Raw genomic sequence first — 20223 nt, 5'->3', positions numbered from 1 at the left:
GGGATCCAGGGGTGGACGGGGTGGACACGGCAGGCGCGGGGGCGGTGACCGGCACGGGGGGCGTGCCGGAGGGGGCCGACTACGAGCTGGCCGCGCGGGCGCACGCCGTGCTGCGCGGGGAGGGCAGCACCCTGGCGGTCGCCGAGTCGCTCACCGGCGGCCTGCTGGCCGCCGTGCTGGTGGACGTCCCCGGGGCGTCCCGGACCTTCCGGGGGTCGGTCACCGCGTACGCGACCGAGCTGAAGGCCTCGGTGCTCGGCGTCGACGAGGGACTGCTGGCCGTCCACGGGCCGGTCCACCCGGTGGTGGCGCGGCAGATGGCCGAGGGGGTGCGGCGGCTGCTGGGCGCCACGTACGGGCTCGCGACGACCGGGGTGGCCGGGCCGGAGCCGCAGGACGGGCAGCCGGTGGGCACGGTACACCTCGCCGTCGCCGGTCCGGGGGGAAGTCTGGTCAGTTCGCCACGGCTGTCGGGGGAGCGTGCCACAATCCGTCACGGAGCGGTGACCGCCGCTCTGGAGCTGCTCGTCGGGCGGCTTCCGTCCGGTGCGGACACGCACTGACCCCGTCGTCCACCTGCGGCCGGTCCAGCACGTCACCGCCGCGGCAGGACGCCAGGAGAGACCGCCTACCCAAGATCTCCACCGAACCGAGATCTGCCGAGCTGGCGTACGGGTATGGCACAGCTGGAGGATCGTGTTACATCGGAGGGCCTGGTTGGGCAGAAACCAGGTGGCGAAGGAATGGCGCAGCGGTGGCCGGGTGCCGCGCGGAGGGCACGACGAGGGGCTCGACGGCCCGGGTGCGGCACCGAAAATGGGGAGGGGACAGCCTTGCAGCCCAGAGTGAACACGACCATGGTCCCCGCACGCGAAGCGGGCAAGGCGGTACGGTGGGGGCGTGACATCTCGATCCGCAGTCCGAGGAGGGAGGCACCGATGATCCTGCTTCGTCGCCTACTGGGCGATGTACTGCGTCGGCAGCGCCAGCGCCAGGGCCGCACACTCCGCGAGGTGTCGGCAGCCGCCAGGGTTTCGCTCGGTTACCTCTCCGAGGTCGAGCGGGGGCAGAAGGAGGCCTCCTCGGAGCTGCTCTCCGCCATCTGCGACGCACTCGACGTGCGGATGTCCGAGGTCATGCGCGAGGTCAGCGACGAACTGTCGCTCGCCGAACTTGCGGCGATGGCCACCCTCTCCGAAGGTGAACTGCTGAGGCCGGTACTCGAACCGGTACCGCTGCCCGCCCCCGGCACCGACCGGGCGAACCTCTCGCCCAAGGCCGCCGCGATGGACGTGGTCGCCGCCTGACTCCGGCCTCGACTCCCGGGCGCCTGGTGCCCGGGGCGAGCGAAGGAGGCGGTCGTGCGAAGAGCTGCGGTGGTGTACACCGAGGCCCGAATACGCCTGGGACGCCTGGTGTCCCGACGGCGGTTGCCTCCCCGGTGGGTCCGATCGGTCCTCCTGGTGCCGGCGGGTGCGCTCGGCTGGTGGCTGCTGGTCGCCCGGGGGCCGCTGCCGGACGGTGCCGCGCTGGGTCTGCTCGCGGCCGGCGGCTGGGGGCTCGGTCTGATCCCGGTCCACGCCGACTGGAGAGCGACCGGACCGCGGAGCCGAACGGGTGAGGGCATGGTCCGGGTGGAGGCGGAGCCTCCGATCGGGTGACGGAGCCGTCGGACCTCCGGTGGCAGCACCGTGGCAGCACCCGGGTGACAGGACCGAGGACGCGACGGGACACGAACGAAGGACGAAGGCCGCGGGGCCGGTGGGACCGGCCCGGCGGCCTTCGCCGTGTCTCAGGGCCGCAGCCGCAGCCCGCGCGGGGTGGCGTGGAACCCGGCCTCCTCCAGGGCGGCGCCGAGGTCCGAGCCGAGGGCGGGCTCGCCGTTGGCCCGCTCGATGGTGACGCTGCCGAGCGCACCCTGGCGGACCGCCGAGGCGAGCGCCGAGGCGGCCAGTGCGCGGGCGCCGTCCGCCTGCGGCCAGGCCAGCAGGGACTTGCCGCCGCGCTCCACGTAGAGGGCCAGCTCGCCGTCGACCAGGACCACCAGGGCGCCGGCCTTGCGCCCCGGCCGGTGGGCCCGGGCCTCCTTGGCACCCGGGGAGGTGGGCGGATCGGGCCAGGGCAGCGCGGCGCCGTAGGCGTTCGCCGGGTCGGCGGCGGCCAGCACCAGCAGCTGGGGCGGCTCGGCCGTCGGGCCGGCCGGCCACTCGGTGGGCCTGGTCCGCTCCAGCCGCCCGCTGACCGAGCGCAGCCGGTCCGCGGCGCCCTCCATGGCGAACTGGGCGCCGCCGAGGCCCTCCACGAAGTAGCCCCGGCGGGTCCGGCCGCGCTCCTCCATGGCGGCCAGCACCCGGTAGACGCCGGCGAAGCCGCCGGGCACCCGCTCGGCGGCCACCGCGCCCCGGGTCAGCAGGCCGTGCCGGTCCAGCAGGCTCTGGGCCTGGGCGGTGGCCCGTGCGGTCGGCTCGGCGGTGAGGGCGGGCAGCAGCGACCAGCGGCCGGCCGCCGTCGGCGGGCCGCTGCGCAGGCCGGCGGCGCCCGTTCGGCCGAAGGGGCGGCCGGCGCCGCCGTAGCGGCCGCGCGGGGTGGCCCGGGGTGCGCGGTGGGCGGTGGCGCCCGCCGTCCGGCCGGAGCCGAGCAGGGCGCGCAGCGGCGCGAGGGTGTCGTTGCTGACGTACCCGGCCCAGACCAGGTCCCACAGGGCGTCGACGATCTCCGGTTCGGTGGCCTCGGTGAGCCCCTCGGCGTGCAGCCGGTCGACCAGCTGGCGGAAGAACAGGCCGTAGCCGCCCTCCAGAGCCGCCATCAGGGCGGTGTGCACGGGGGTGACGGCGGGCGGGACGGGCTCGGGGCGCAGCAGGTGGGCGTTCTCGGCGAGGTGCAGGCCGATCCAGCCGTCCTTGCCGGGCAGGGCCCCGGCGCCGGACCAGCCGAGCTCGCCGGCGGCCATCAGCTCGTCCAGCAGGCCGGGCGTGTAGTCGGCGAGGCGGGCGGGCAGGACCAGCTTCTCCAGGGCCGAGGCGGGCAGGGCGGTGCCCTGGAGCTGCTCGACCACCCGGAGCAGGCCGTCGGGGCCGCGCAGCCGGTGGCCGGCCAGGTGCTGCCACTGCGGGAGGAAGGCGGCCAGGGCGCGCGGCGGGACGGCCTCGACCTCCTGGCGCAGGGCGGCCAGTGAGCGGCGTCGCAGTCGGCGCAGCACCTCGGCGTCGCACCACTCGACGGTGGCGGTGTGGCCCTCGACCGGCCGGAACTCGCCCTGGACGAGGCGGCCGGCGGCGGTGAGCCGGTGCAGGGTGCCGGTGACCACGGCGGTGCCGAGGCCGAAGCGCCCGGCGGCCTCGGCGGCGGTGAACGGGCCGTGGGTGCGGGCGTGCCGGGCGAGCAGGTCGCCCAGCGGGTCCTTGACCGGTTCGGTGAAGGCCTCGGGGACGCCGACCGGCAGGGGGGTGCCGAGGGCGTCGCGCAGGCGTCCGGCGTCCTCGACGGCGGCCCAGCGCTGTTCGCCGGAGATCCGGACCTGGATGACCCGGCGGGCGGCCTCCAGCTCCAGGGCCCAGAGCGGTTCGGCGCCGCGGGCGGTGAGTTCGGCCTCGGCGAGCGGGCCGAGCAGGCGCAGCGCGTCGGCGACGCCCTCGGCGTCCCTGATCCGGCGCTCGGGCGTGAGGCGCTGGAGTTCGGCCTCCAGCTCGGCGAGCACCCCGGGGTCGAGCAGCTCCCGCAGCTCGGCCTGGCCGAGGAGTTCGGAGAGCAGCCGGGAGTCGAGCGAGAGGGCGGCCGCGCGGCGCTCGGCGAGCGGGGAGTCGCCCTCGTAGAGGAACTGGGCGACGTAGCCGAAGAGCAGGGAACGGGCGAACGGGGAGGGCTCGGAGGTGGTGACCTCGACCAGGCGGACGGCGCGGGACTCCAGATCCCCCATCAGCTCGACCAGGCCGGGGACGTCGAAGACGTCCTGGAGGCACTCCCGGACCGCCTCCAGCACGATCGGGAAGGAGCCGTACTCGGAGGCGACCTCGAGGAGCTGGGCGGCGCGCTGTCGCTGCTGCCAGAGCGGGGTGCGCCGGCCGGGGCTGCGGCGCGGCAGCAGCAGGGCGCGGCCGGCGCACTCGCGGAAGCGGGAGGCGAACAGGGCGGAGCCGCCGACCTGGTCGGTGACCAGCTGTTCGATCTCGGCGGGGTCGAACAGGGCGGCGTCGGCGCCGACCGGTGCGTCGTCCGAGGCCGCCTGGCCGCTCTGCTCCGGATGTTCCGGCTGCTCCGGTCGTTCCGGTGGGAAGTCGAGCAGGTCGGCGTCGGGCAGCCGCAGCACGATGCCGTCGTCGGCGTGCATGACCTGCGGGTCCAGGCCGTGCTTCTCGCGCAGACGGGCGGCGAGGGCGAGCGCCCAGGGGGCGTGCACCTGGGCGCCGAAGGGGGAGTGGATGACGATCCGCCAGTCGCCCAGCTCGTCGCGGAAGCGCTCGACCACGATGGTGCGGTCGTCCGGGAGGTGGCCGCAGGCCGTCCGCTGCCGGGCGAGGTAGTCGAGCAGGTTGCCGGCGGCCCAGTCGTCCAGGCCGGCCGCCCTGAGCCGGGCGGTGGCGGCCTCGGGCTGCAGTGCGCCGAGCTCGCGGGTGAACGCGCCGAGCGCGCGGCCGAGCTCCAGCGGTCGGCCGAGGGTGTCGCCCTTCCAGAACGGGAGCCGGCCGGGGACGCCCGGGGCGGGGGTGACCAGCACCTTGTCGTGGGTGATCTCCTGGATCCGCCAGGAGGTGGTGCCGAGGGTGAAGACATCGCCGACGCGGGACTCGTAGACCATCTCCTCGTCGAGCTCCCCGACCCGGCCGCCGCCCTTCTTCGGGTCCGCGCCGGCGATGAAGACGCCGAACAGGCCGCGGTCGGGGATGGTGCCGCCGGAGGTGACGGCCAGCCGCTGGGCCCCGGGGCGGCCGGTGACGGTGCCGGCCACGCGGTCCCAGACCAGCCGGGGGCGCAGCTCGGCGAAGGCGTCCGAGGGGTAGCGGCCGGCCAGCATGTCGAGCACGGCGTCGAAGGCGGACTGCGGGAGGGTGGCGAACGGCGCCGCCCGGCGGACCAGGGCGAGCAGGTCGTCCACCGGCCAGGCGTCCAGGGCCGTCATGGCGACGAGCTGCTGGGCGAGTACGTCCAACGGGTTGCGCGGGATGCGCAGCGCCTCGATCCGCCCGGACCGCATCCGCTCGGTGACCACGGCGGACTGGACGAGGTCCCCGCGGTACTTGGGGAAGACGACGCCGGTGGAGACGGCGCCGACCTGGTGGCCGGCCCGGCCGACCCGCTGCAGGCCGGAGGCGACCGAGGGCGGGGACTCGACCTGGACGACCAGCTCGACGGCGCCCATGTCGATGCCGAGCTCCAGGCTGGAGGTGGCGACCACGGCGGGCAGCCGGCCGGCCTTCAGCTCCTCCTCGACCAGGGCGCGCTGCTCCTTGGAGACCGAGCCGTGGTGGGCGCGGGCGATGACCGGCGGGGCGCCCTTGGCGACGCCGGACTCGGCCATCAGCTGGGCGGGGGAGTGCGCCTCGGGCAGCGGCTCGCCGGCGGCCCGCTCGTGGGCGATCTCGTTGAGCCGGTTGCAGAGGCGCTCGGCGAGGCGGCGGGAGTTGGCGAAGACGATGGTCGAGCGGTGGGCCTGGACGAGGTCGACGATCCGCTCCTCGACGTGCGGCCAGATGGAGCTCTGCCGGGCCGGGTCGGCGGCCTCGCCGGGGCCGGCCGGGGCGGCGGGCAGGTCGTCCAGGTCGGGGACGGGGACGACCACCGAGAGGTCGAACTCCTTGGCGGAGGGGGGCTGGACGATGGCGGCGCCGCGCTGCGGGCTGAGGAAGCGGGCCACCTCCTCGACCGGGCGGACGGTGGCGGACAGGCCGATCCGGCGGGCGGGCGCGTCGAGCAGCTCGTCCAACCGCTCCAGGCTGAGGGCGAGGTGGGCGCCGCGCTTGGTGCCGGCGACGGCGTGCACCTCGTCCAGGATCACCGTGTCGATGCCGCGCAGGGCCTCGCGGGAGGCGGAGGTGAGCAGCAGGAAGAGTGACTCGGGGGTGGTGATCAGGATGTCCGGGGGGTGGCCGGCGAAGCGGCGGCGGTCGGCGGCGGGGGTGTCGCCGGAGCGGATGCCGACCTCGACCTCGGGCTCGGGCAGGCCGAGCCGGACGGCGGCCTGGCGCAGCCCGGCCAGCGGGGCGCGGAGGTTGCGCTCGACGTCGACCGCGAGGGCCTTGAGCGGCGAGATGTAGAGGACCCGGCAGCGCCGTTTGGGATCGGCCGGGGGAGGGGTGCTGCTGAGCCGGTCCAGGGCGGAGAGGAACGCGGCGAGCGTCTTGCCGGAGCCGGTGGGGGCGACGACCAGGACGTCGGTCTGCCGCTGGATGGCGCGCCAGGCCTCGGCCTGGGCGGTGGTGGGCGCGCTGAAGGCGCCGCTGAACCAGGCCCGGGTGGCCGGGGCGAAGCCGGCGAGCGGGTCGGGCGGCCGGTCGGCCGGCTGCTGGTCTGGGGTGCGGGGCGCCATGCCCCCATGGTGCCGGGTGGCACTGACAACCGTGGGCGGGCGGGGGCGGGCCGGGGCCCTGAAACATCTGGCGTCATTAAAAAAGGCAAAGCAGACAATTCGCTCCTATGGTGATTTCAGACCCGTGATTCCCCCGTGACCCCCGGGGCCCCTCCCGTGGACATCGGGACCGACGAGCGGAGACCGTGCGATGGCGCAGGTGCACCCGTACGGCAGCGGTCCCGGGCACGCCGGTCGGCACGGTGCCCGAGGACCGGTCCGGGCGCTGCTCGCGATGCTGCTCACCGCGCTGGTGGTCGGCGGCGCCGTCCCGTACGTGTCCGGACCGGGCCGGGCCTACCTCAGCTACCTGGTGCTGGCGGACCGGGAGGACGCGGCCGGCGCGGCCCTGGCCGGGGAGCGGACCCGGGAGGCCGGCGGGCAGGTCGTCCAGGAGTACCCGCAGATCGGGGCGGTGCTCGTGTACGCCACCGGCGGCTTCGCCGACAAGGTCCGCGACCGGCCGGGGGTGGCCGCGGTCGGCGCCACCCGGACCGCCCCGGTGCCCAGCCCGCCGCGCCCGCTGGACGGCGCCGGGGACTTCGGTGCGGGCGCCGACCTGGCCCGCGGGGGCGGCAGCGCGGACGGCCGGGCCGGCGCCGACCGGGCGGACGGCAGCGACGACGCGACCGCCACCGTGCCGGACCCGGGCGAGTCCGACGCCTGGAACCTCGCCATGCTCGGGACGGCCGGCCGACCCGCGGGCGACGCGCCCGCCGGGCCGGGAGCCGCCCCCACCGCCACCCTGCTGACCAGCCCCGCCGCCGACCCGGGCGGCTCCTCCACCGAGGCGCTGCGCAAGGTGCTGGTCGCGGTGCTGGACTCCGGCGTCGACGACACCCACCCCGACCTGCGCGCCGCCGTCGACCCGAAGAGCTCGGCCTCCTGCGCCGACGGCCGCCCGGACGCCCGGACCGGAGCGTGGCGGCCCGACCTCGGCGTCAGCGAGAGCGGCCACGGCACCCACGTGGCCGGGATCGTCGGGGCCGCCCGGGACGGGCACGGCGTCAGCGGGGTCGCCCCCGGCGTGCGGATCGCCGCCGTCCGGCTGCTCGGTCCGCTCGGCCAGTACTACGCCGAGAACATCGTCTGCGGCATGCTCTGGGCCACCGACCACGGGGCCAAGGCGATCAACAACAGCTACTTCGCCGACCCGTGGAAGTACAACTGCCCCGAGGACCGCGACCAGGCCGCGCTGACCGCGGCGGTGGCCCGGGCCGCCGACTACGCCCGGCGCCGGGGCGCCGTGGTGGTCGCCTCGGCCGGCAACGACTCCCAGGACCTCGGCGCCGCCCGCACCGACGAGCGCAGCCCCAACGACCGGGTCTCCGGCCCGGCGCAGTCCCGGTACGTCGGGACCGAGTGCGTCCGGCTGCCCGGCGAGCTCCCCGGGGTGGTCACGGTGACCGCCGTCAACCGGGACGGCCGGCCGTCCGGCTACTCCAACTACGGGCGGGGCAGGGTCTCGCTGGCCGCTCCCGGCGGGGACCCGGACGGCGGCGCCGAGGGGGCGGTCGTCTCCGACTGGCCCGGCGGCCAGTACGCGGCGCTGGCCGGCACCTCGATGGCCGCCGCCCACGTCACCGGCGCGGTCGCGGTGGCGGCGGCGCTCCACCCGGACTGGGGCTCGGACCGGCTCGCGGCGCTGCTGGCCACCACCGCGTCGGCGGCCTGCCCGCCCGGTCCGTACGCCTGCGGGGACCGCCAGTACTACGGGGCCGGGACGCTCGCCCTCCCGCGCTGACCCTGCGGCGCCGGCTCTGCGCGCCGACCCGGCCGGCGTGGCCCGGGCGCGGAAGACCCGGTGACGGAAAACCCGGTGACGGACGGTCCGGGGTGGGCGACGATCGGAGGATGACCGTCTTCCTGACCACCGAGCGGCTGGTGCTGCGCCGCTTCACCGGGGCCGATGTCGACCACCTGGTGGAGCTGGACGGCGACCCCGAGGTGATGCGCTACCTCACCGGCGGCCGGCCCACCCCGCGCGAGGTGGTGGAGCGGGAGCTGCTGCCGCTCTACTTCGCGCACTACCGGCGGTACGGCGACCTCGGCTGGTGGGCCGCCGAGGAGCGGGCGGGCGGGGCCTTCCTCGGCTGGTTCGAGTTCCGGCCGACCGATCCGCAGGACCGGGGCGAGGTCGAGCTCGGCTACCGGCTGCGGCGCCCGGCCTGGGGGAAGGGCTACGCCACGGAGGGCGCGCGGGCGCTGATCCACCGGGGCTTCACCGAGCTGGGGGTGCGGCGGGTGGTGGCTTACACGATGGCGGTCAACGACGGCTCCCGGCGGGTGATGGAGAAGGCCGGGCTCAGCTACGTCCGGACCTTCCACGAGGAGTACCCCGAGCCGGTCCCCGGCACCGAGCTGGGCGAGGTCGAGTACGCGCTGGAGGCTCCGGACCGGCGGCCGGGGGAGGAGTCGTAGGGCGTCCCGGGCCCGGTCCGGGATACTGGTGGGCATGAGGCTGACGGAGTTCTGGCGACGGATGTACGCGCAGTTCGGCGAGGCGTACGCGGAGTCCTTCGCCTCCGATCACGTGATGAGCGAGCTGGGCGGGCGGACGGTGCGCCAGGCCCTGGAGGCGGGCTGGGAGGCCAAGGACGTCTGGCGCGTGGTCTGCGACACCCAGGGCGTTTCGGCGCTGCTGCGCTGAGCCGCCGCCCGTGCGGGACGGGCCCGCGGGCCGGGCCCGGCCGACGCACCCGGGGCCCGGGCGGGTGTCCGGCCGCCGGAGCGCATGGGTGAGACTGTGCGGGTGGAAAGCAGTGCAGAACCCCAGAATCCGGACAGGTCGCCGAAGGTCGCCGAGGGGGCCGCGAGCCCGCCGCCCGCACCGGAGCCGGCCGCGCCCGGCGGCCCCGCCGCACCCGAGGGCCCCTCCGCGCCCGGCGGACTGTGGGGCACCGGGATGCCGCGCTGGCTGCCCCGCGCGATGGTGCTGGCACTGGTCATGGTCGGGCTCTTCCAGCTCGCCGACTGGGCCTTCCACCAGCTGATCGACCTCTTCGTGATGCTGCTGGTGGCCTTCTTCCTCTCGCTGGCGCTGGAGCCGGCGGTCGACCGGATGGCGGCCCGGGGCGTGCGCCGGGGCGTCGGCACCTTCCTGGTCTTCGTCGCGGTGGTGGTCGCGGTGGCCGGCTTCCTCGCCGCGCTCGGCACCCTGCTGGTCGACCAGGTCGCCAAGATCGCGGGGGACCTGCCGCACCTGCTCGACAACCTGATCCACTGGATCAACCGGACCTTCCACCAGGACCTCTCGCTCGACGAGCTGCAGAAGAAGCTGCTCAAGGACTCGGGCGCCATCGAGACCTACGCCCAGCAGGCCGCCGACAACATCTGGGGGGTCTCCTCCACCCTGATCGGCGGGCTCTTCCAGGCCTTCACGGTCGGCCTGTTCACCTTCTACTTCACCGCCGACGGGCCCCGGGTGCGCCGGACGGTCTGCTCGCTGCTGCCGCCCGCCAAGCAGGCCGAGGTGCTGCGGGCCTGGGAGATCGCGCTCGCCAAGACCGGTGGCTACCTCTACTCGCGGGCGCTGCTCGCGGTGGTCTCGGCGCTGGCGCACTGGGTGATGTTCGCGGTGCTGGACCTGCCGTACGCGGCCGCGCTGGCGGTCTGGGTGGGCGTCATGTCGCAGTTCGTGCCGACCATCGGCACCTACATCGCGGGCGCGCTGCCGGTGCTGGTCGCGCTGACCGTGGAGCCGATGGACGCGCTCTGGGTGCTGGTGTTCGTGGTGGTCTACCAGCAGATCGAGAACTACCTGCTGCACCCGAGGATCACCGCGAGGACGGTGGACGTGCACCCGGCGGTGGCGTTCGGCTCGGTGATCGCGGGCGCCGCGCTGCTCGGCGCGGTCGGCGCGCTGATCGCCATCCCGGCCGCGGCCACCCTGCAGGGGTTCGTCGGGACCTACGTGCGCCGCTACGAGGTGGCCACCGACCCGCGGATCGACCGGGGCGCGCAGCGGCGGGCCCGCCGCGAGCTGCGCCGGGAGGCGGCGCGCCGACTGCGGCGGATGGTCGGCGCGGGTTCGGAACCGCGTTCCGGTGCAGGCCGGGGGCCGGATGACGAGGACGGGAAGAAGTAGCTCGAACGGGTCGGGCTTGAATCGAACAAGTGTTCTTTGTACTCTCCGGCCAAGAGTTCTCCACAGGCCGAGCCCGGTCGGGGCCGATTGTCGGTGGGACGCGCTAGCGTCGAGGACGATGAAGCGCACAGCACAGAACCCGAGGGTGGAAGCCATGGCAGGTACGGACCGCGAGAAGGCCCTTGAGAACGCACTCGCCCAGATCGAGCGGCAGTTCGGCAAGGGCTCGGTGATGCGCCTGGGCGAGAAGGCCAACGAGCCGATCGAGGTGATCCCCACCGGATCCACCGCCCTGGACGTCGCCCTCGGTGTCGGCGGCATCCCGCGCGGCCGGGTGGTCGAGATCTACGGCCCGGAGTCCTCGGGCAAGACCACGCTGACCCTGCACCTGGCGGCCAACGCCCAGCGGGCCGGCGGCACGGTCGCGTTCGTCGACGCGGAGCACGCGCTCGACCCCGAGTACGCCAAGAAGCTCGGCGTGGACACCGATGCCCTGCTGGTCAGCCAGCCCGACACCGGTGAGCAGGCGCTGGAGATCACCGACATGCTGATCCGCTCCGGCGCGGTCGACCTGATCATCATCGACTCCGTCGCGGCGCTCGTCCCGCGCGCGGAGATCGAGGGCGAGATGGGCGACTCGCACGTCGGTCTGCAGGCCCGCCTGATGAGCCAGGCGCTGCGCAAGATCGCCGGTGCGCTGAACCAGTCGAACACCACCGCGGTGTTCATCAACCAGCTGCGCGAGAAGATCGGCGTGATGTTCGGCTCGCCGGAGACCACGACCGGTGGCCGCGCGCTGAAGTTCTACGCCTCGGTCCGACTGGACATCCGCCGGATCGAGACCCTGAAGGACGGCACCGAGGCGGTCGGCAACCGCACCCGCGTCAAGGTCGTCAAGAACAAGGTCGCCGCGCCGTTCAAGCAGGCCGAGTTCGACATCCTCTACGGCGTCGGCATCAGCCGCGAGGGCGGCCTGATCGACATGGGCGTCGAGCACGGCTTCATCCGCAAGTCGGGTGCCTGGTACACCTACGAGGGCGACCAGCTGGGCCAGGGCAAGGAGAACGCCCGCAACTTCCTGCGCGACAACCCGCAGCTCGCCGACGAGATCGAGCGGAAGATCAAGGGCAAGCTCGGCATCGGGCCGAAGCTGGAGGAGCCGGCCGAGGGTGAGGCGTCGACGTCGGCGCCGGCCGTCGAGGGCGGCGCCAAGCCGATCACCGCGACCGCGGCCAAGACGGCCGCGGCGAAGAAGACGGCGGCGGCCGCCAAGGCCTGAGCCGTTGATGCAGCACGACAGGGGACCGGGCACCGGCCCGGCGGATCCGGACGACGGCGACGACTTCGGGCCGCCGGACTGGTTCGCGGCCGTGGCCGAGCCGGAGCCCGCGCACGGGGCGGCGCGCGGGGTGGAGACGGTGGGCGACGGGCTCGGGCTGGTGTCCGCGTCCGAGCTGCCCACGGGTCGGCGCCGGCGGCGTTCGGCGCTGATCGAGGAGGCAGCCCCCGGAGACGGTGGCGAGGCGGCCGGTCACGGGGGTGCGGCCGCCTCCGCCTCCCCTGCCAGGGCGTCCGCGCGGCGGGCCCGGGCCCGGGCGGGGCGCGAGGAGTCGGACGGCCTCGCGGCCGACGGCCCGGCCGGCCGGTCGACGGGCAGGACCCGGCGGGCCGGTGGGCGCGGCGGGACCGACGGGACCGACGGGACCGGTACGGCGAAGGCGGCCCGGGGATCCGGTCCGGCCGGCGCGCAGGTGTCCGCCGATCCCGAGGCGCAGGCCCGGGACATCTGCCTGCGGCTGCTCACCGGTGCGGCCAAGAGCCGTAAACAGCTGGCCGACGCCCTGCGCAAGCGGGAGATCCCGCACGAGGCCGCCGAGGCGGTCCTCGACCGGCTGGAGGAGGTCGGGCTGATCGACGACGCGGCCTTCGCCCGGGCCTGGGTCGAATCCCGGCACGCCGTCCGGGGCCTGTCCCGGCGCGCCCTGGCCCAGGAGCTGCGGACCAAGGGGGTGGCCGCCGAGCTGGTCGAGCAGGCCGTCGCGCAGCTCGACCAGGACGACGAGACCGAGGCGGCCCGGGCCCTGGTCGAACGCAAGCTGCGGGTGACCAGGGGGTTGGAGCGCCAGGCGCGGATGCGCCGGCTGGTCGGCGTGCTGGCCCGGCGCGGCTACTCCGAGGGCCTGGCCTTCCGCGTCGTCCGCGAGGCCCTGGACGAGGAGGCCGCCGGATTCGGCCCGTACGCGGACCTCCACGCGGACTTCCACGCGGACTTCCACGGGGGCGGAGACGGCCGGAACGGACCGGACGGGAGCGGAGAGGACGTGGACGGACCATCCGTCGACGGGTGGGAGTGACGGAGGTCCGGTGCGGGAGTTCGCCAACCCCCGGCCCAGTCTTGACCGTTTCGTAACCTGCGCTTAGCCTCGCACTCAGTGCGGGAGCACGTCGCTCACGTGTCACCAGGCCTCGGGCAGGCATGTGCGGGCCCGGTCGCGGTCGGTCCCGGCGGGCGTGCCGCGCAGGGACGGGGAGTGGGCAGGATGAGGATCGCGCTGAGCGCCGGATCGGTTGCCTCCCTGCTGGCCGTGGGCGTGCTGATCGCCGTCCTGGCCGTGACCTGGCTGATGGTCAGACGCCTGCAGGCCGCCCAGCGGCGCTCCGCCGCCGAGACCGAGCGGGCCCGGACCTGGGCCGAGGAGCAGGCCGCGCAGCTGCGCGCCGAGCTCGACCGGCGCGAGGAGCGGCTGTCCGAGGAGCTGCGCCGGCTGCGCGCCCAGGAGGAGGAGCTCGCCGAGCGGTCCGCGGAGGTGGAGCGGGCCCGCCGGGAGGCCGCCGAACTGGTCGACCGCCGGGCCGGAGCCCTGGAGCGGGCGGCCGGTCTGACCTCCGGTCAGGCGCGGGCCGAACTCGTCCGGGCGGCAGAGTCGGAAGCCCGCCGGGAGGCCGCCGTCACCGTCCGGGAGATCGAGCGCGCGGCCAAGGAGGAGGGCGAGCAGCGTGCCCGGGGGATCGTCGCGGGGGCGATCCAGCGGTTGGCCGCCGAGCAGACCGCCGAGACGGCGGTGTCGGTGTTCCGGCTGCCCAACGAGGAGATGAAGGGCCGGATCATCGGCCGTGAGGGCCGCAACATCCGGACCTTCGAGGCCGTCACCGGCGTCAATCTGATCATCGACGACACCCCGGCCTCGGTGCAGCTGTCCTGCTTCGACCCCGTCCGGCGGGAGACCGCCCGGCTCACCCTGGAACAGCTGGTCGAGGACGGCCGGATCCACCCGGTGCGGATCGAGCACGTCCACGAGCGCAGCCGCGAGGAGGTCGAGCGGCGCTGCGTCCGGGCCGGTGAGGACGCGCTGCTGGCCGCGCGGCTCGGCGGGATGCACCCGGAGCTGGTCCGCACCCTCGGCACGCTGCGCTACCGGGCCTCGTACGGGCAGAACGTGCTCGGCCACCTGGTGGAGTCCGCGCACCTGGCCGGGATGATGGCGGCCGAGCTGGGGGTGGACCCGGAGCCGGTGCGGCGAGCGGCGCTGCTGCACGACATCGGCAAGGCGATGACGCACGAGGTCGAGGGCAGCCACGCCGCGATCGGGGCGGAGTTCGCCCGGCGGCACGGGGAGCCGGCGGACGTGGTGCACGCGATCGCGGCGCACCACGGCGAGGTCGAGCCGAGGACGGTCGAGGCGGTGCTGACCCAGGCCGCCGATGCCTGTTCGGGCGGGCGGCCGGGGGCGCGCAAGGAGTCGCTGGAGGTCTACGTCCGCCGCTTGGAGCGGCTGGAGGAGATCGCCCGGGCGCACGACGGGGTGGCCGCGGTCTACGCGATGCAGGCCGGCCGCGAGGTGCGGGTGATGGTCCGGCCGGAGGTGGTGGACGACCTCGGGGCACAGGTGATCGCCCGCGAGGTCGCCAAGCAGGTGGCGCAGGAGCTGACCTATCCCGGCCAGATCCGGGTGACGGTGGTGCGGGAGAGCCGGGTCACCGAGGTGGCCCGCTAGGTTCGGCGGCCGGCTCGGGCTGCGGCTCCGGCTCGGGATCGGCGACGGCCTCCGCCGGGCCGGAGAGCGGCACCGGTCCGCCGCGGGCCCGGTCGGCGAGCTCCTGGAGGTCCTCGGCGGCCGCGCCCTGGGTGATGCCGACCAGGTGGCCGTCCGGGCGGATCAGCAGCACGGTGTGCGGTCCGGCGCCCGGGTACTCCTCGGTGACCAGCACCTCGGCGGGTACCGGCAGCGCGGCGGCGACCTCGGCGAGCCTGGGCATCAGCCCGGCGCCCAGCCAGTGCTCGGCCGACCAGACGGCGGTGCCGGGGGCGACCAGCAGCAGCAGGAAGGTGGCGCCGAGCCGGGCGTGCAGCTGGTCGGGGGTGCCGTCGGTGGAGAGCACCGGGACGTCCGGGACGAGCACCCCGGGGGCGGTGGCGGGCAGCAGCTCGCTGAGCGAGGTGGTGGTGCGGCCGCTGCGCTGCACCGGCACCCGGCCGGGGACGCCGGAGGGCGCCGCCGGGTAGGCGGGGGCGCCGCCGAAGCGGCCGGTGCCCAGCTGGCCGTCGGCGAGCATCGGGGCGTGCTTGCGGAACGAGCCGGTGAGCAGCGAGCGGCGGGTGGCCTGCCAGCCGCGCAGCGGGCGCAGCAGCGGCATGGCCTGGTCGACGGCGCGCAGCCGGGCGCCGACCGCGCCGCGCCGCTCGGCCTCGTAGCCGTCGAGCAGGGAGCCGCCGGGCTGGGGGCCGCCGGAGTGGAGGTGCCAGGCGAGGGCGAGGCGCCAGGCGAGGTTGTCGGCGTCGCGCAGCCCGTCGGCGAGGTTCTGCATGCCCAGGGCGCCGTGCAGGTGCGCGGCGTCGCCGGCGAGGAAGCAGCGGCCGCTGCGGAAGCGGGCGGCGAGGCGCTGCTGGGCGGTGTGGTCGGCGGCGGCGAGCAGCTCGTGGCGGGGGAGTTCGCCGCACCAGCCGGTGAGGGTGGCGGTGACCCGGGTGAGCAGGGTGTCGCCGGTGACGATGCCGGGCCAGGTGGCGTGCGGGTCGACCGCTTCGGTGGGGGCCGGCCGGCCGGGGGGCAGCCGCCAGTCGAGGCGCCAGACGCCGTCCGGCAGCGGGCGGGCGGAGGCCTCGCGGTCGCCGCGCCACGGGGGCTCGCGGTGCAGCCGGGCCTCGGTGAAGGGCAGGTCGACGCGGACGGTGGCGATGGCGTTGCGGTCCACGGCGGGGCGGCCGGGGAAGCGGATCTTCAGCAGCTTGCGGACGGCGGAGCGGGCGCCGTCGCAGCCGACCAGGTGGCTGCCGCGCCACCAGGTCTCGGTGCCGTCCTGCGGGTTGCGGGTGCGGACGCTGACGCCGCCGCGGTCCTGTTCGAGTTCGGTGACCCGGTTCAGCGGGACGAGCCTGACCAGCGGGGTGCCGGTCAGGGCGTCGCGCAGGCCGCGCTGGAGGCGGTGCTGGGGCAGGTGGAGGGCCGGGGCGTCGGCGAGGTCGATCCGCAGGACCTCCTGGCGGCGGCGCCAGATGGTGAAGGCGTCCCAGCGGGCGGAGTCCGAGGCGGCCCGGGGGTAGCCGATCCGGGTCAGGAAGGCGGCGGTGTCGGAGCCGAGGACGACGCTGCGAGGGCCCTCGGGGCAGAGCCCGGAGCCCTCGTCCAGGACGATGGTCGGCACCTCGTGCCGGGCGAGCGCGAGGGCCAGGGCCAGACCGACCGGTCCGGCCCCGACCACGATCACCGGGTCCATGCCGGGACCTCCGGGCATGGCCGGGCCGACGAGGGGGCGTCATATGCCGCGAGGATGGTCCCGGGTGGTGTCACGAAGAGCAATGCAACAGTTCACCTGCGTGTGCGTCAAGCAGCAGCCGATGTGCGCCGGTTCGCGCCGCGGCGGCCGCGTGCCTCGATCCACTGGGCGAGCGCGGTGAGCAGGAGGCACATCGCGATGTAGATCGGCCCGATCACCAGGACGGCGGGGATGTAGGGGAAGCCCGCGGCGTTGATCGGCTGGCTGGCGATCTTCTTGCCGATGTACAGCAGCTCGGAGTAGGTGATGACGAAGCCGAGCGAGGTGTCCTTCAGGGTGACGACCAGCTGGCCGATCATCGCGGGCAGCATCGAGCGAACCGCCTGGGGTACCAGGATGGTGGTCATCACCTGGGTCTTGCGCAGGCCGATCGCGTAGGCGGCCTCGCCCTGGCCGCGCGGGACGGCGTTGACCCCGCTGCGGATGATCTCGGCCTGGACCGAGCCGTTGTACAGGGTGAGCCCGAGCACCAGGGCCCACATCGGCTCCTTGGCGAAGAGCGAGTAGTAGAGCGCGACGATCAGGATCAGCAGCGGCATCGCCCGGAAGAACTGGACGAAGGAGACGCTCGCCCAGCGCACCGGCTTGTGGTCGGAGAGCTGCCCGGCCGCGAGGAGTGCGCCGAGCGTGAGCGAGAGCACCGCGGCCAGCCCGAAGGCCTCCAGGGTGGCCAGCAGGCCGTCGACGATCTGCTGCTGGACGGTGTTGTACTGGAAGACCTCCCAGAGCTGGGAGTCGAACTGCCCGTTGTCGGCGAGGGCCGCGACGGCGTACCAGAGCAGTCCGGCGATGCCGACCAGCGAGAGCACGCCGAACAGCCGGTAGCGGGCCCGGGCGCGCGGGCCGGGGGCGTCGTACAGGACGCTGGCCGTGGCGGTACGGGTGAACAGGGAGCTCATGCGCCCGCCTCGCTTCGCTCGGCGGAGGCCTTCGCCAACGCGCGCCTTTCCATGGTTCGTTCGCTCCGCTCTCTCATCGGGCCACCGCCAGCCGGTCTTCCAGGAAGCGGAACAGCAGGGCGACGGTGGCGCTGATCACCAGATAGGCGCAGGCCACCCAGAAGAAGATCGCGAAGATCGAGTAGCCGCGCTCGGAGAGGGTCTGCTGCACGCTGTACAGCTCGGGGACGCTGAACGCGCCGGCGATCGCCGAGTTCCTCGGCAGCGCGATGAAGACGCTGCTCATCGGTGCCAGCACGGTGCGGGCCGCCTGCGGCAGGACCACCTGGCCGAGGGTCTGGCCGAAGGTCATGCCGAGGCTGCGGGCGGCCTCCGCCTGGCCGAGCGGCACGGTGTTGATGCCGGAGCGCAGCACCTCGCAGACGAAGGCGGCGGTGTAGCTGCCGAGCGCCAGCACCGCGAAGGCGAGGTGGCTGAAGTGCACGCCCAGCGCCGGCAGCCCGAAGGCGACGGCGAAGAACAGGACGGTCAGCGGGGTGTTGCGGAAGAGCGTCACCCAGGCGGTGCCGAAGCCGCGCAGCGCCGGGATGGGGGAGACCCGGAAGGCCGCCAGCAGGGTGCCCAGCAGCAGGGCGAGCAAAGCGCTGAGCGCACTCAGCTCGATCGTCTGCAGGAAACCGTCGCGGAACAGCGCGAAGTTGCCGTCCTCGAACAGTATGCCCATCCGGCGGCCCTCCTCTCAGAAGTGGTCAGAATCGGTCAGGCGAGTGATCAGTAGCGGTCGAGGGCCGGCGGCTCGGGGGCCGTCGAACCGGACAGGCCGAGGGTGGCGTCGTACGCCTTCTTCCAGTCGCCGTTGTCCTGGTGCGCCTTGATGGCGTTGCTGATGGCGTCCCGCAGCACCTTGTCGTCCTTGTTCAGGCCGACGCCGTAGTTCTCCTTGGTGAACGGCTTGCCGACCACCTTGAGCTTGGGGGCGAACTTGGAGGCGTAGCCCTTGAGGATGGCGTCGTCGGTGGTGACCGCGTCGACCTCGCCGGAGAGCAGCTTCTCGACGCAGGCCGAGTAGGTGTCGAACTGGGTGATCTTCGGCGAGTACTGCTGGATGTTCTTGATCGACGTCGAGCCGGTCGCGGTGCAGACGTTCTTGCCGTTGACCGACTCCGGGCCGGTGATCGAGGTGTTGTCCGACTTCACCAGGAAGTCCTGGCCGGCGATGAAGTACGGGCCGGCGAAGGAGACCGTCTTCTTGCGCTCGTCGTTGATGCTGTAGGTGCCGACGTAGTAGTCGATCTGGCCGTTGGAGATGGCCGGTTCGCGCTGCGAGGAGACCAGGGTCTGCCACTTGATCTGCTGCGGGGTGAAGCCGAGGTCGGCCGCGACCATCTTGGCGATCTCGATGTCGAAACCGCTGCGGTCGCCGCTGGCGAGGTCCTCGAAGCCGAGGAACGGCTGGTCGGACTTGGCGCCGATGATCAGCTGGCCGCGCTTCTTGGCCTCGGTGAAGGTCGGCGAGTCCAGCTTGACGTCGGTCTTGACCGTGTAGGTCGGCAGCTTGGGGGCGTTGCCGGCGCTCGCGGCGGAGTCGCCGGGCGTGCCGTCCTTACCGCAGGCGGCGGTCGCGGTGAGCGCGATGGCACAGAGCGCGACGGCGAAGGTGCGACGAGTCCTCATGAGGGTAGCTCTCCTGGGGCTGGGCCACGGGTCAACCGGGCTCTGGCGTCTTGGCGTTGCGGGCACGGATCCGGGCGGGTGGGGCCGTCCGTGATCTGATGATGCGTCAACTCGAAGGTCAGTGGTGCAGGATCTTCGAGAGGAAGTCCTTGGCGCGGTCGCTGCGCGGGGCGGTGAAGAAGGCCTCGGGGGTGTTCTGCTCGACGATCCGGCCGTCCGCCATGAAGAGCACGCGGTTGGCGGCGGAGCGGGCGAAGCCCATCTCGTGGGTGACGACGACCATCGTCATGCCGTCGGCGGCTAGGCGGCGCATGACCTCCAGCACCTCGTTGATCATCTCCGGGTCGAGCGCCGAGGTGGGCTCGTCGAAGAGCATGACCTTGGGGTTCATCGCCAGCGCCCGGGCGATCGCGACGCGCTGCTGCTGGCCGCCGGACAGCTGTGCCGGGTACTTGTCCGCCTGCGCGGCGACGCCGACCCGCTCCAGGAGCTCCCTGGCGGTCTTCACCGCCTGCTCGCGGGCGATCCTGCGGACCTTGACCTGGCCGAGGACCACGTTCTCCAGCACGGTCTTGTGGGCGAACAGGTTGAAGCTCTGGAACACCATGCCGACCTCGGCCCGGAGCCTGGCCAGTTCCCGGCCCTCGGCGGGCAGCGGGCGGCCGTCGATGGTGATCGTCCCGGAGTCGATGGTCTCCAGCCGGTTGATCGTCCGGCACAGCGTGGACTTGCCCGACCCGGACGGGCCGATCAGGACCACCACCTCGCCCTCGGTGATCTCCAGGTCGATGTCCTGGAGCACGTGCAGCGCTCCGAAGTGCTTGTTCACCCCGTTCAGCACCACCAGCGGGGTCGACGTGGCGCTCGAGTCCTTGCTGCGGCTCGCGGTCATCGCGCCTGCTCCCTCGTGTCGGCCCGAGGGTGAACTCCCTTGGGTGGCAGTGGTGGTACGAAAGCCGGGGGCCGCAGCCGGCGGAGCCGCAGCCCCCGGTGCGGCGACCATAGGAGCCGTGACGATGCCACGTCAGCCGATCTGAGCGGAACTTGAGGATCACGATCCGGCCACACGCCGGGTACGGACTGTTCACCGCGCGCCACCGGGGGCACCGTGACAGCGGGCAGCCGCTCCGCCGCGTGCCGTCCCGGGCGGTTCCGGGGGATGGCCGAGCCTGGCGCCGGGCGGCCCGCTGGCCCATACTGCGCAGGACCGGGCCTGCCCGGCGGGG

General features: G+C 74.3%; 16 protein-coding genes. 10 read left to right on the top strand and 6 right to left on the bottom strand.

The features are described 5' to 3' along the window. Nucleotides 1-44: 44 nt before the first annotated feature. The 3 genes from ACFVVX_RS30155 (at nucleotide 45) to ACFVVX_RS30145 (ending at nucleotide 1661) form a co-directional block, all read left to right on the top strand. The gene (locus ACFVVX_RS30155) at nucleotides 45-563 is read left to right on the top strand and encodes a CinA family protein (protein WP_387950183.1); all 519 of its coding nucleotides are present in this window, start codon (nucleotides 45-47) and stop codon (nucleotides 561-563) included. 375 nt (nucleotides 564-938) lie between these two features. After that, nucleotides 939-1307, top strand: a complete 369-nt coding sequence (locus ACFVVX_RS30150; RefSeq protein WP_148642736.1) for a helix-turn-helix domain-containing protein — start codon at nucleotides 939-941, stop codon at nucleotides 1305-1307. Nucleotides 1308-1361: 54 nt separating this feature from the next. Next, nucleotides 1362-1661 (top strand): hypothetical protein, encoded by a 300-nt coding sequence (locus ACFVVX_RS30145; RefSeq protein WP_387950182.1) that lies wholly within the window; start codon nucleotides 1362-1364, stop codon nucleotides 1659-1661. Between the two features lie 131 nt (nucleotides 1662-1792). Here ACFVVX_RS30145 and ACFVVX_RS30140 read toward each other — a convergent pair whose 3' ends face one another. Next, the gene (locus ACFVVX_RS30140; RefSeq protein WP_387950180.1) at nucleotides 1793-6523 is read right to left on the bottom strand and encodes an ATP-dependent helicase; all 4731 of its coding nucleotides are present in this window, start codon (nucleotides 6521-6523) and stop codon (nucleotides 1793-1795) included. Nucleotides 6524-6713: 190 nt separating this feature from the next. Here ACFVVX_RS30140 and ACFVVX_RS30135 point away from each other — a divergent pair, with 190 nt between their 5' ends. The 7 genes from ACFVVX_RS30135 to rny all read left to right on the top strand — a co-directional run bounded on the left by ACFVVX_RS30135 (nucleotide 6714) and on the right by rny (nucleotide 14644). Further along, nucleotides 6714-8306: a S8 family serine peptidase gene (locus ACFVVX_RS30135; protein ID WP_387950178.1), complete on the top strand. Its 1593-nt coding sequence runs from the start codon at nucleotides 6714-6716 to the stop codon at nucleotides 8304-8306. A gap of 110 nt (nucleotides 8307-8416) precedes the next feature. Further along, nucleotides 8417-8983, top strand: a complete 567-nt coding sequence (locus tag ACFVVX_RS30130; RefSeq protein WP_387950176.1) for a GNAT family N-acetyltransferase — start codon at nucleotides 8417-8419, stop codon at nucleotides 8981-8983. Between the two features lie 34 nt (nucleotides 8984-9017). Then, on the top strand, nucleotides 9018-9212 hold the full coding sequence (locus ACFVVX_RS30125) for a DUF3046 domain-containing protein (protein WP_387950175.1): 195 nt from the start codon (nucleotides 9018-9020) through the stop codon (nucleotides 9210-9212). A gap of 102 nt (nucleotides 9213-9314) precedes the next feature. Beyond that, nucleotides 9315-10649, top strand: a complete 1335-nt coding sequence (locus tag ACFVVX_RS30120; protein WP_387950173.1) for an AI-2E family transporter — start codon at nucleotides 9315-9317, stop codon at nucleotides 10647-10649. A 154-nt stretch (nucleotides 10650-10803) separates the two neighbouring features. Next, nucleotides 10804-11928 carry a recombinase RecA gene (gene recA / locus ACFVVX_RS30115; RefSeq protein WP_387950171.1) on the top strand — a complete coding sequence of 375 codons (1125 nt, stop codon included), beginning with the start codon at nucleotides 10804-10806 and terminating at the stop codon, nucleotides 11926-11928. Nucleotides 11929-11935: 7 nt separating this feature from the next. Then, nucleotides 11936-13003, top strand: a complete 1068-nt coding sequence (locus ACFVVX_RS30110) for a regulatory protein RecX (protein ID WP_387950169.1) — start codon at nucleotides 11936-11938, stop codon at nucleotides 13001-13003. A gap of 186 nt (nucleotides 13004-13189) precedes the next feature. After that, nucleotides 13190-14644 carry a ribonuclease Y gene (gene rny / locus ACFVVX_RS30105; RefSeq protein WP_387950167.1) on the top strand — a complete coding sequence of 485 codons (1455 nt, stop codon included), beginning with the start codon at nucleotides 13190-13192 and terminating at the stop codon, nucleotides 14642-14644. Here the strand turns inward: rny and ACFVVX_RS30100 are convergent. The 5 genes from ACFVVX_RS30100 to ACFVVX_RS30080 all read right to left on the bottom strand — a co-directional run bounded on the left by ACFVVX_RS30100 (nucleotide 14625) and on the right by ACFVVX_RS30080 (nucleotide 19889). Then, complete coding sequence (locus tag ACFVVX_RS30100) at nucleotides 14625-16364, bottom strand: FAD-dependent monooxygenase (protein ID WP_387950165.1); 1740 nt, start codon at nucleotides 16362-16364, stop codon at nucleotides 14625-14627. The two genes, rny and ACFVVX_RS30100, sit on opposite strands and share 20 nt — an antisense overlap. 107 nt (nucleotides 16365-16471) lie before the next feature. Further along, nucleotides 16472-17323, bottom strand: coding sequence for an amino acid ABC transporter permease (locus ACFVVX_RS30095; protein ID WP_387950164.1), 852 nt, complete (start codon nucleotides 17321-17323; stop codon nucleotides 16472-16474). A 73-nt stretch (nucleotides 17324-17396) separates the two neighbouring features. After that, a complete protein-coding gene (locus tag ACFVVX_RS30090; RefSeq protein ID WP_387950163.1) occupies nucleotides 17397-18047 on the bottom strand; it encodes an amino acid ABC transporter permease in 651 nt (216 codons plus the stop codon). Between the two features lie 47 nt (nucleotides 18048-18094). Beyond that, nucleotides 18095-18997 carry a glutamate ABC transporter substrate-binding protein gene (locus ACFVVX_RS30085; protein WP_387950161.1) on the bottom strand — a complete coding sequence of 301 codons (903 nt, stop codon included), beginning with the start codon at nucleotides 18995-18997 and terminating at the stop codon, nucleotides 18095-18097. Nucleotides 18998-19115: 118 nt separating this feature from the next. Beyond that, entirely contained in the window at nucleotides 19116-19889 is a 774-nt protein-coding gene (locus tag ACFVVX_RS30080) for an amino acid ABC transporter ATP-binding protein (protein ID WP_387950160.1), read from the bottom strand. Nucleotides 19890-20223: the final 334 nt, after the last annotated feature.

Origin of the sequence: Kitasatospora sp. NPDC058170, assembly GCF_042883905.1 — a bacterium.
Classification (GTDB): domain Bacteria; phylum Actinomycetota; class Actinomycetes; order Streptomycetales; family Streptomycetaceae; genus Kitasatospora.
This window is presented reverse-complemented; position numbering and strand designations above follow the sequence as displayed.

What these genes read in the sequence shown, in the direction of transcription:
- ACFVVX_RS30150 (WP_148642736.1), top strand. Translation starts at nt 939, where the DNA reads ATGATCCTGCTTCGTCGCCTACTGGGCGATGTACTGCGTCGGCAGCGC.
- ACFVVX_RS30140 (WP_387950180.1), bottom strand. Translation starts at nt 6,523, where the DNA reads ATGGCGCCCCGCACCCCAGACCAGCAGCCGGCCGACCGGCCGCCCGAC.
- ACFVVX_RS30135 (WP_387950178.1), top strand. Translation starts at nt 6,714, where the DNA reads ATGGCGCAGGTGCACCCGTACGGCAGCGGTCCCGGGCACGCCGGTCGG.
- ACFVVX_RS30130 (WP_387950176.1), top strand. Translation starts at nt 8,417, where the DNA reads ATGACCGTCTTCCTGACCACCGAGCGGCTGGTGCTGCGCCGCTTCACC.
- ACFVVX_RS30125 (WP_387950175.1), top strand. Translation starts at nt 9,018, where the DNA reads ATGAGGCTGACGGAGTTCTGGCGACGGATGTACGCGCAGTTCGGCGAG.
- recA (WP_387950171.1), top strand. Translation starts at nt 10,804, where the DNA reads ATGGCAGGTACGGACCGCGAGAAGGCCCTTGAGAACGCACTCGCCCAG.
- ACFVVX_RS30110 (WP_387950169.1), top strand. Translation starts at nt 11,936, where the DNA reads ATGCAGCACGACAGGGGACCGGGCACCGGCCCGGCGGATCCGGACGAC.
- rny (WP_387950167.1), top strand. Translation starts at nt 13,190, where the DNA reads ATGAGGATCGCGCTGAGCGCCGGATCGGTTGCCTCCCTGCTGGCCGTG.
- ACFVVX_RS30100 (WP_387950165.1), bottom strand. Translation starts at nt 16,364, where the DNA reads ATGGACCCGGTGATCGTGGTCGGGGCCGGACCGGTCGGTCTGGCCCTG.
- ACFVVX_RS30095 (WP_387950164.1), bottom strand. Translation starts at nt 17,323, where the DNA reads ATGAGCTCCCTGTTCACCCGTACCGCCACGGCCAGCGTCCTGTACGAC.
- ACFVVX_RS30090 (WP_387950163.1), bottom strand. Translation starts at nt 18,047, where the DNA reads ATGGGCATACTGTTCGAGGACGGCAACTTCGCGCTGTTCCGCGACGGT.
- ACFVVX_RS30085 (WP_387950161.1), bottom strand. Translation starts at nt 18,997, where the DNA reads ATGAGGACTCGTCGCACCTTCGCCGTCGCGCTCTGTGCCATCGCGCTC.
- ACFVVX_RS30080 (WP_387950160.1), bottom strand. Translation starts at nt 19,889, where the DNA reads ATGACCGCGAGCCGCAGCAAGGACTCGAGCGCCACGTCGACCCCGCTG.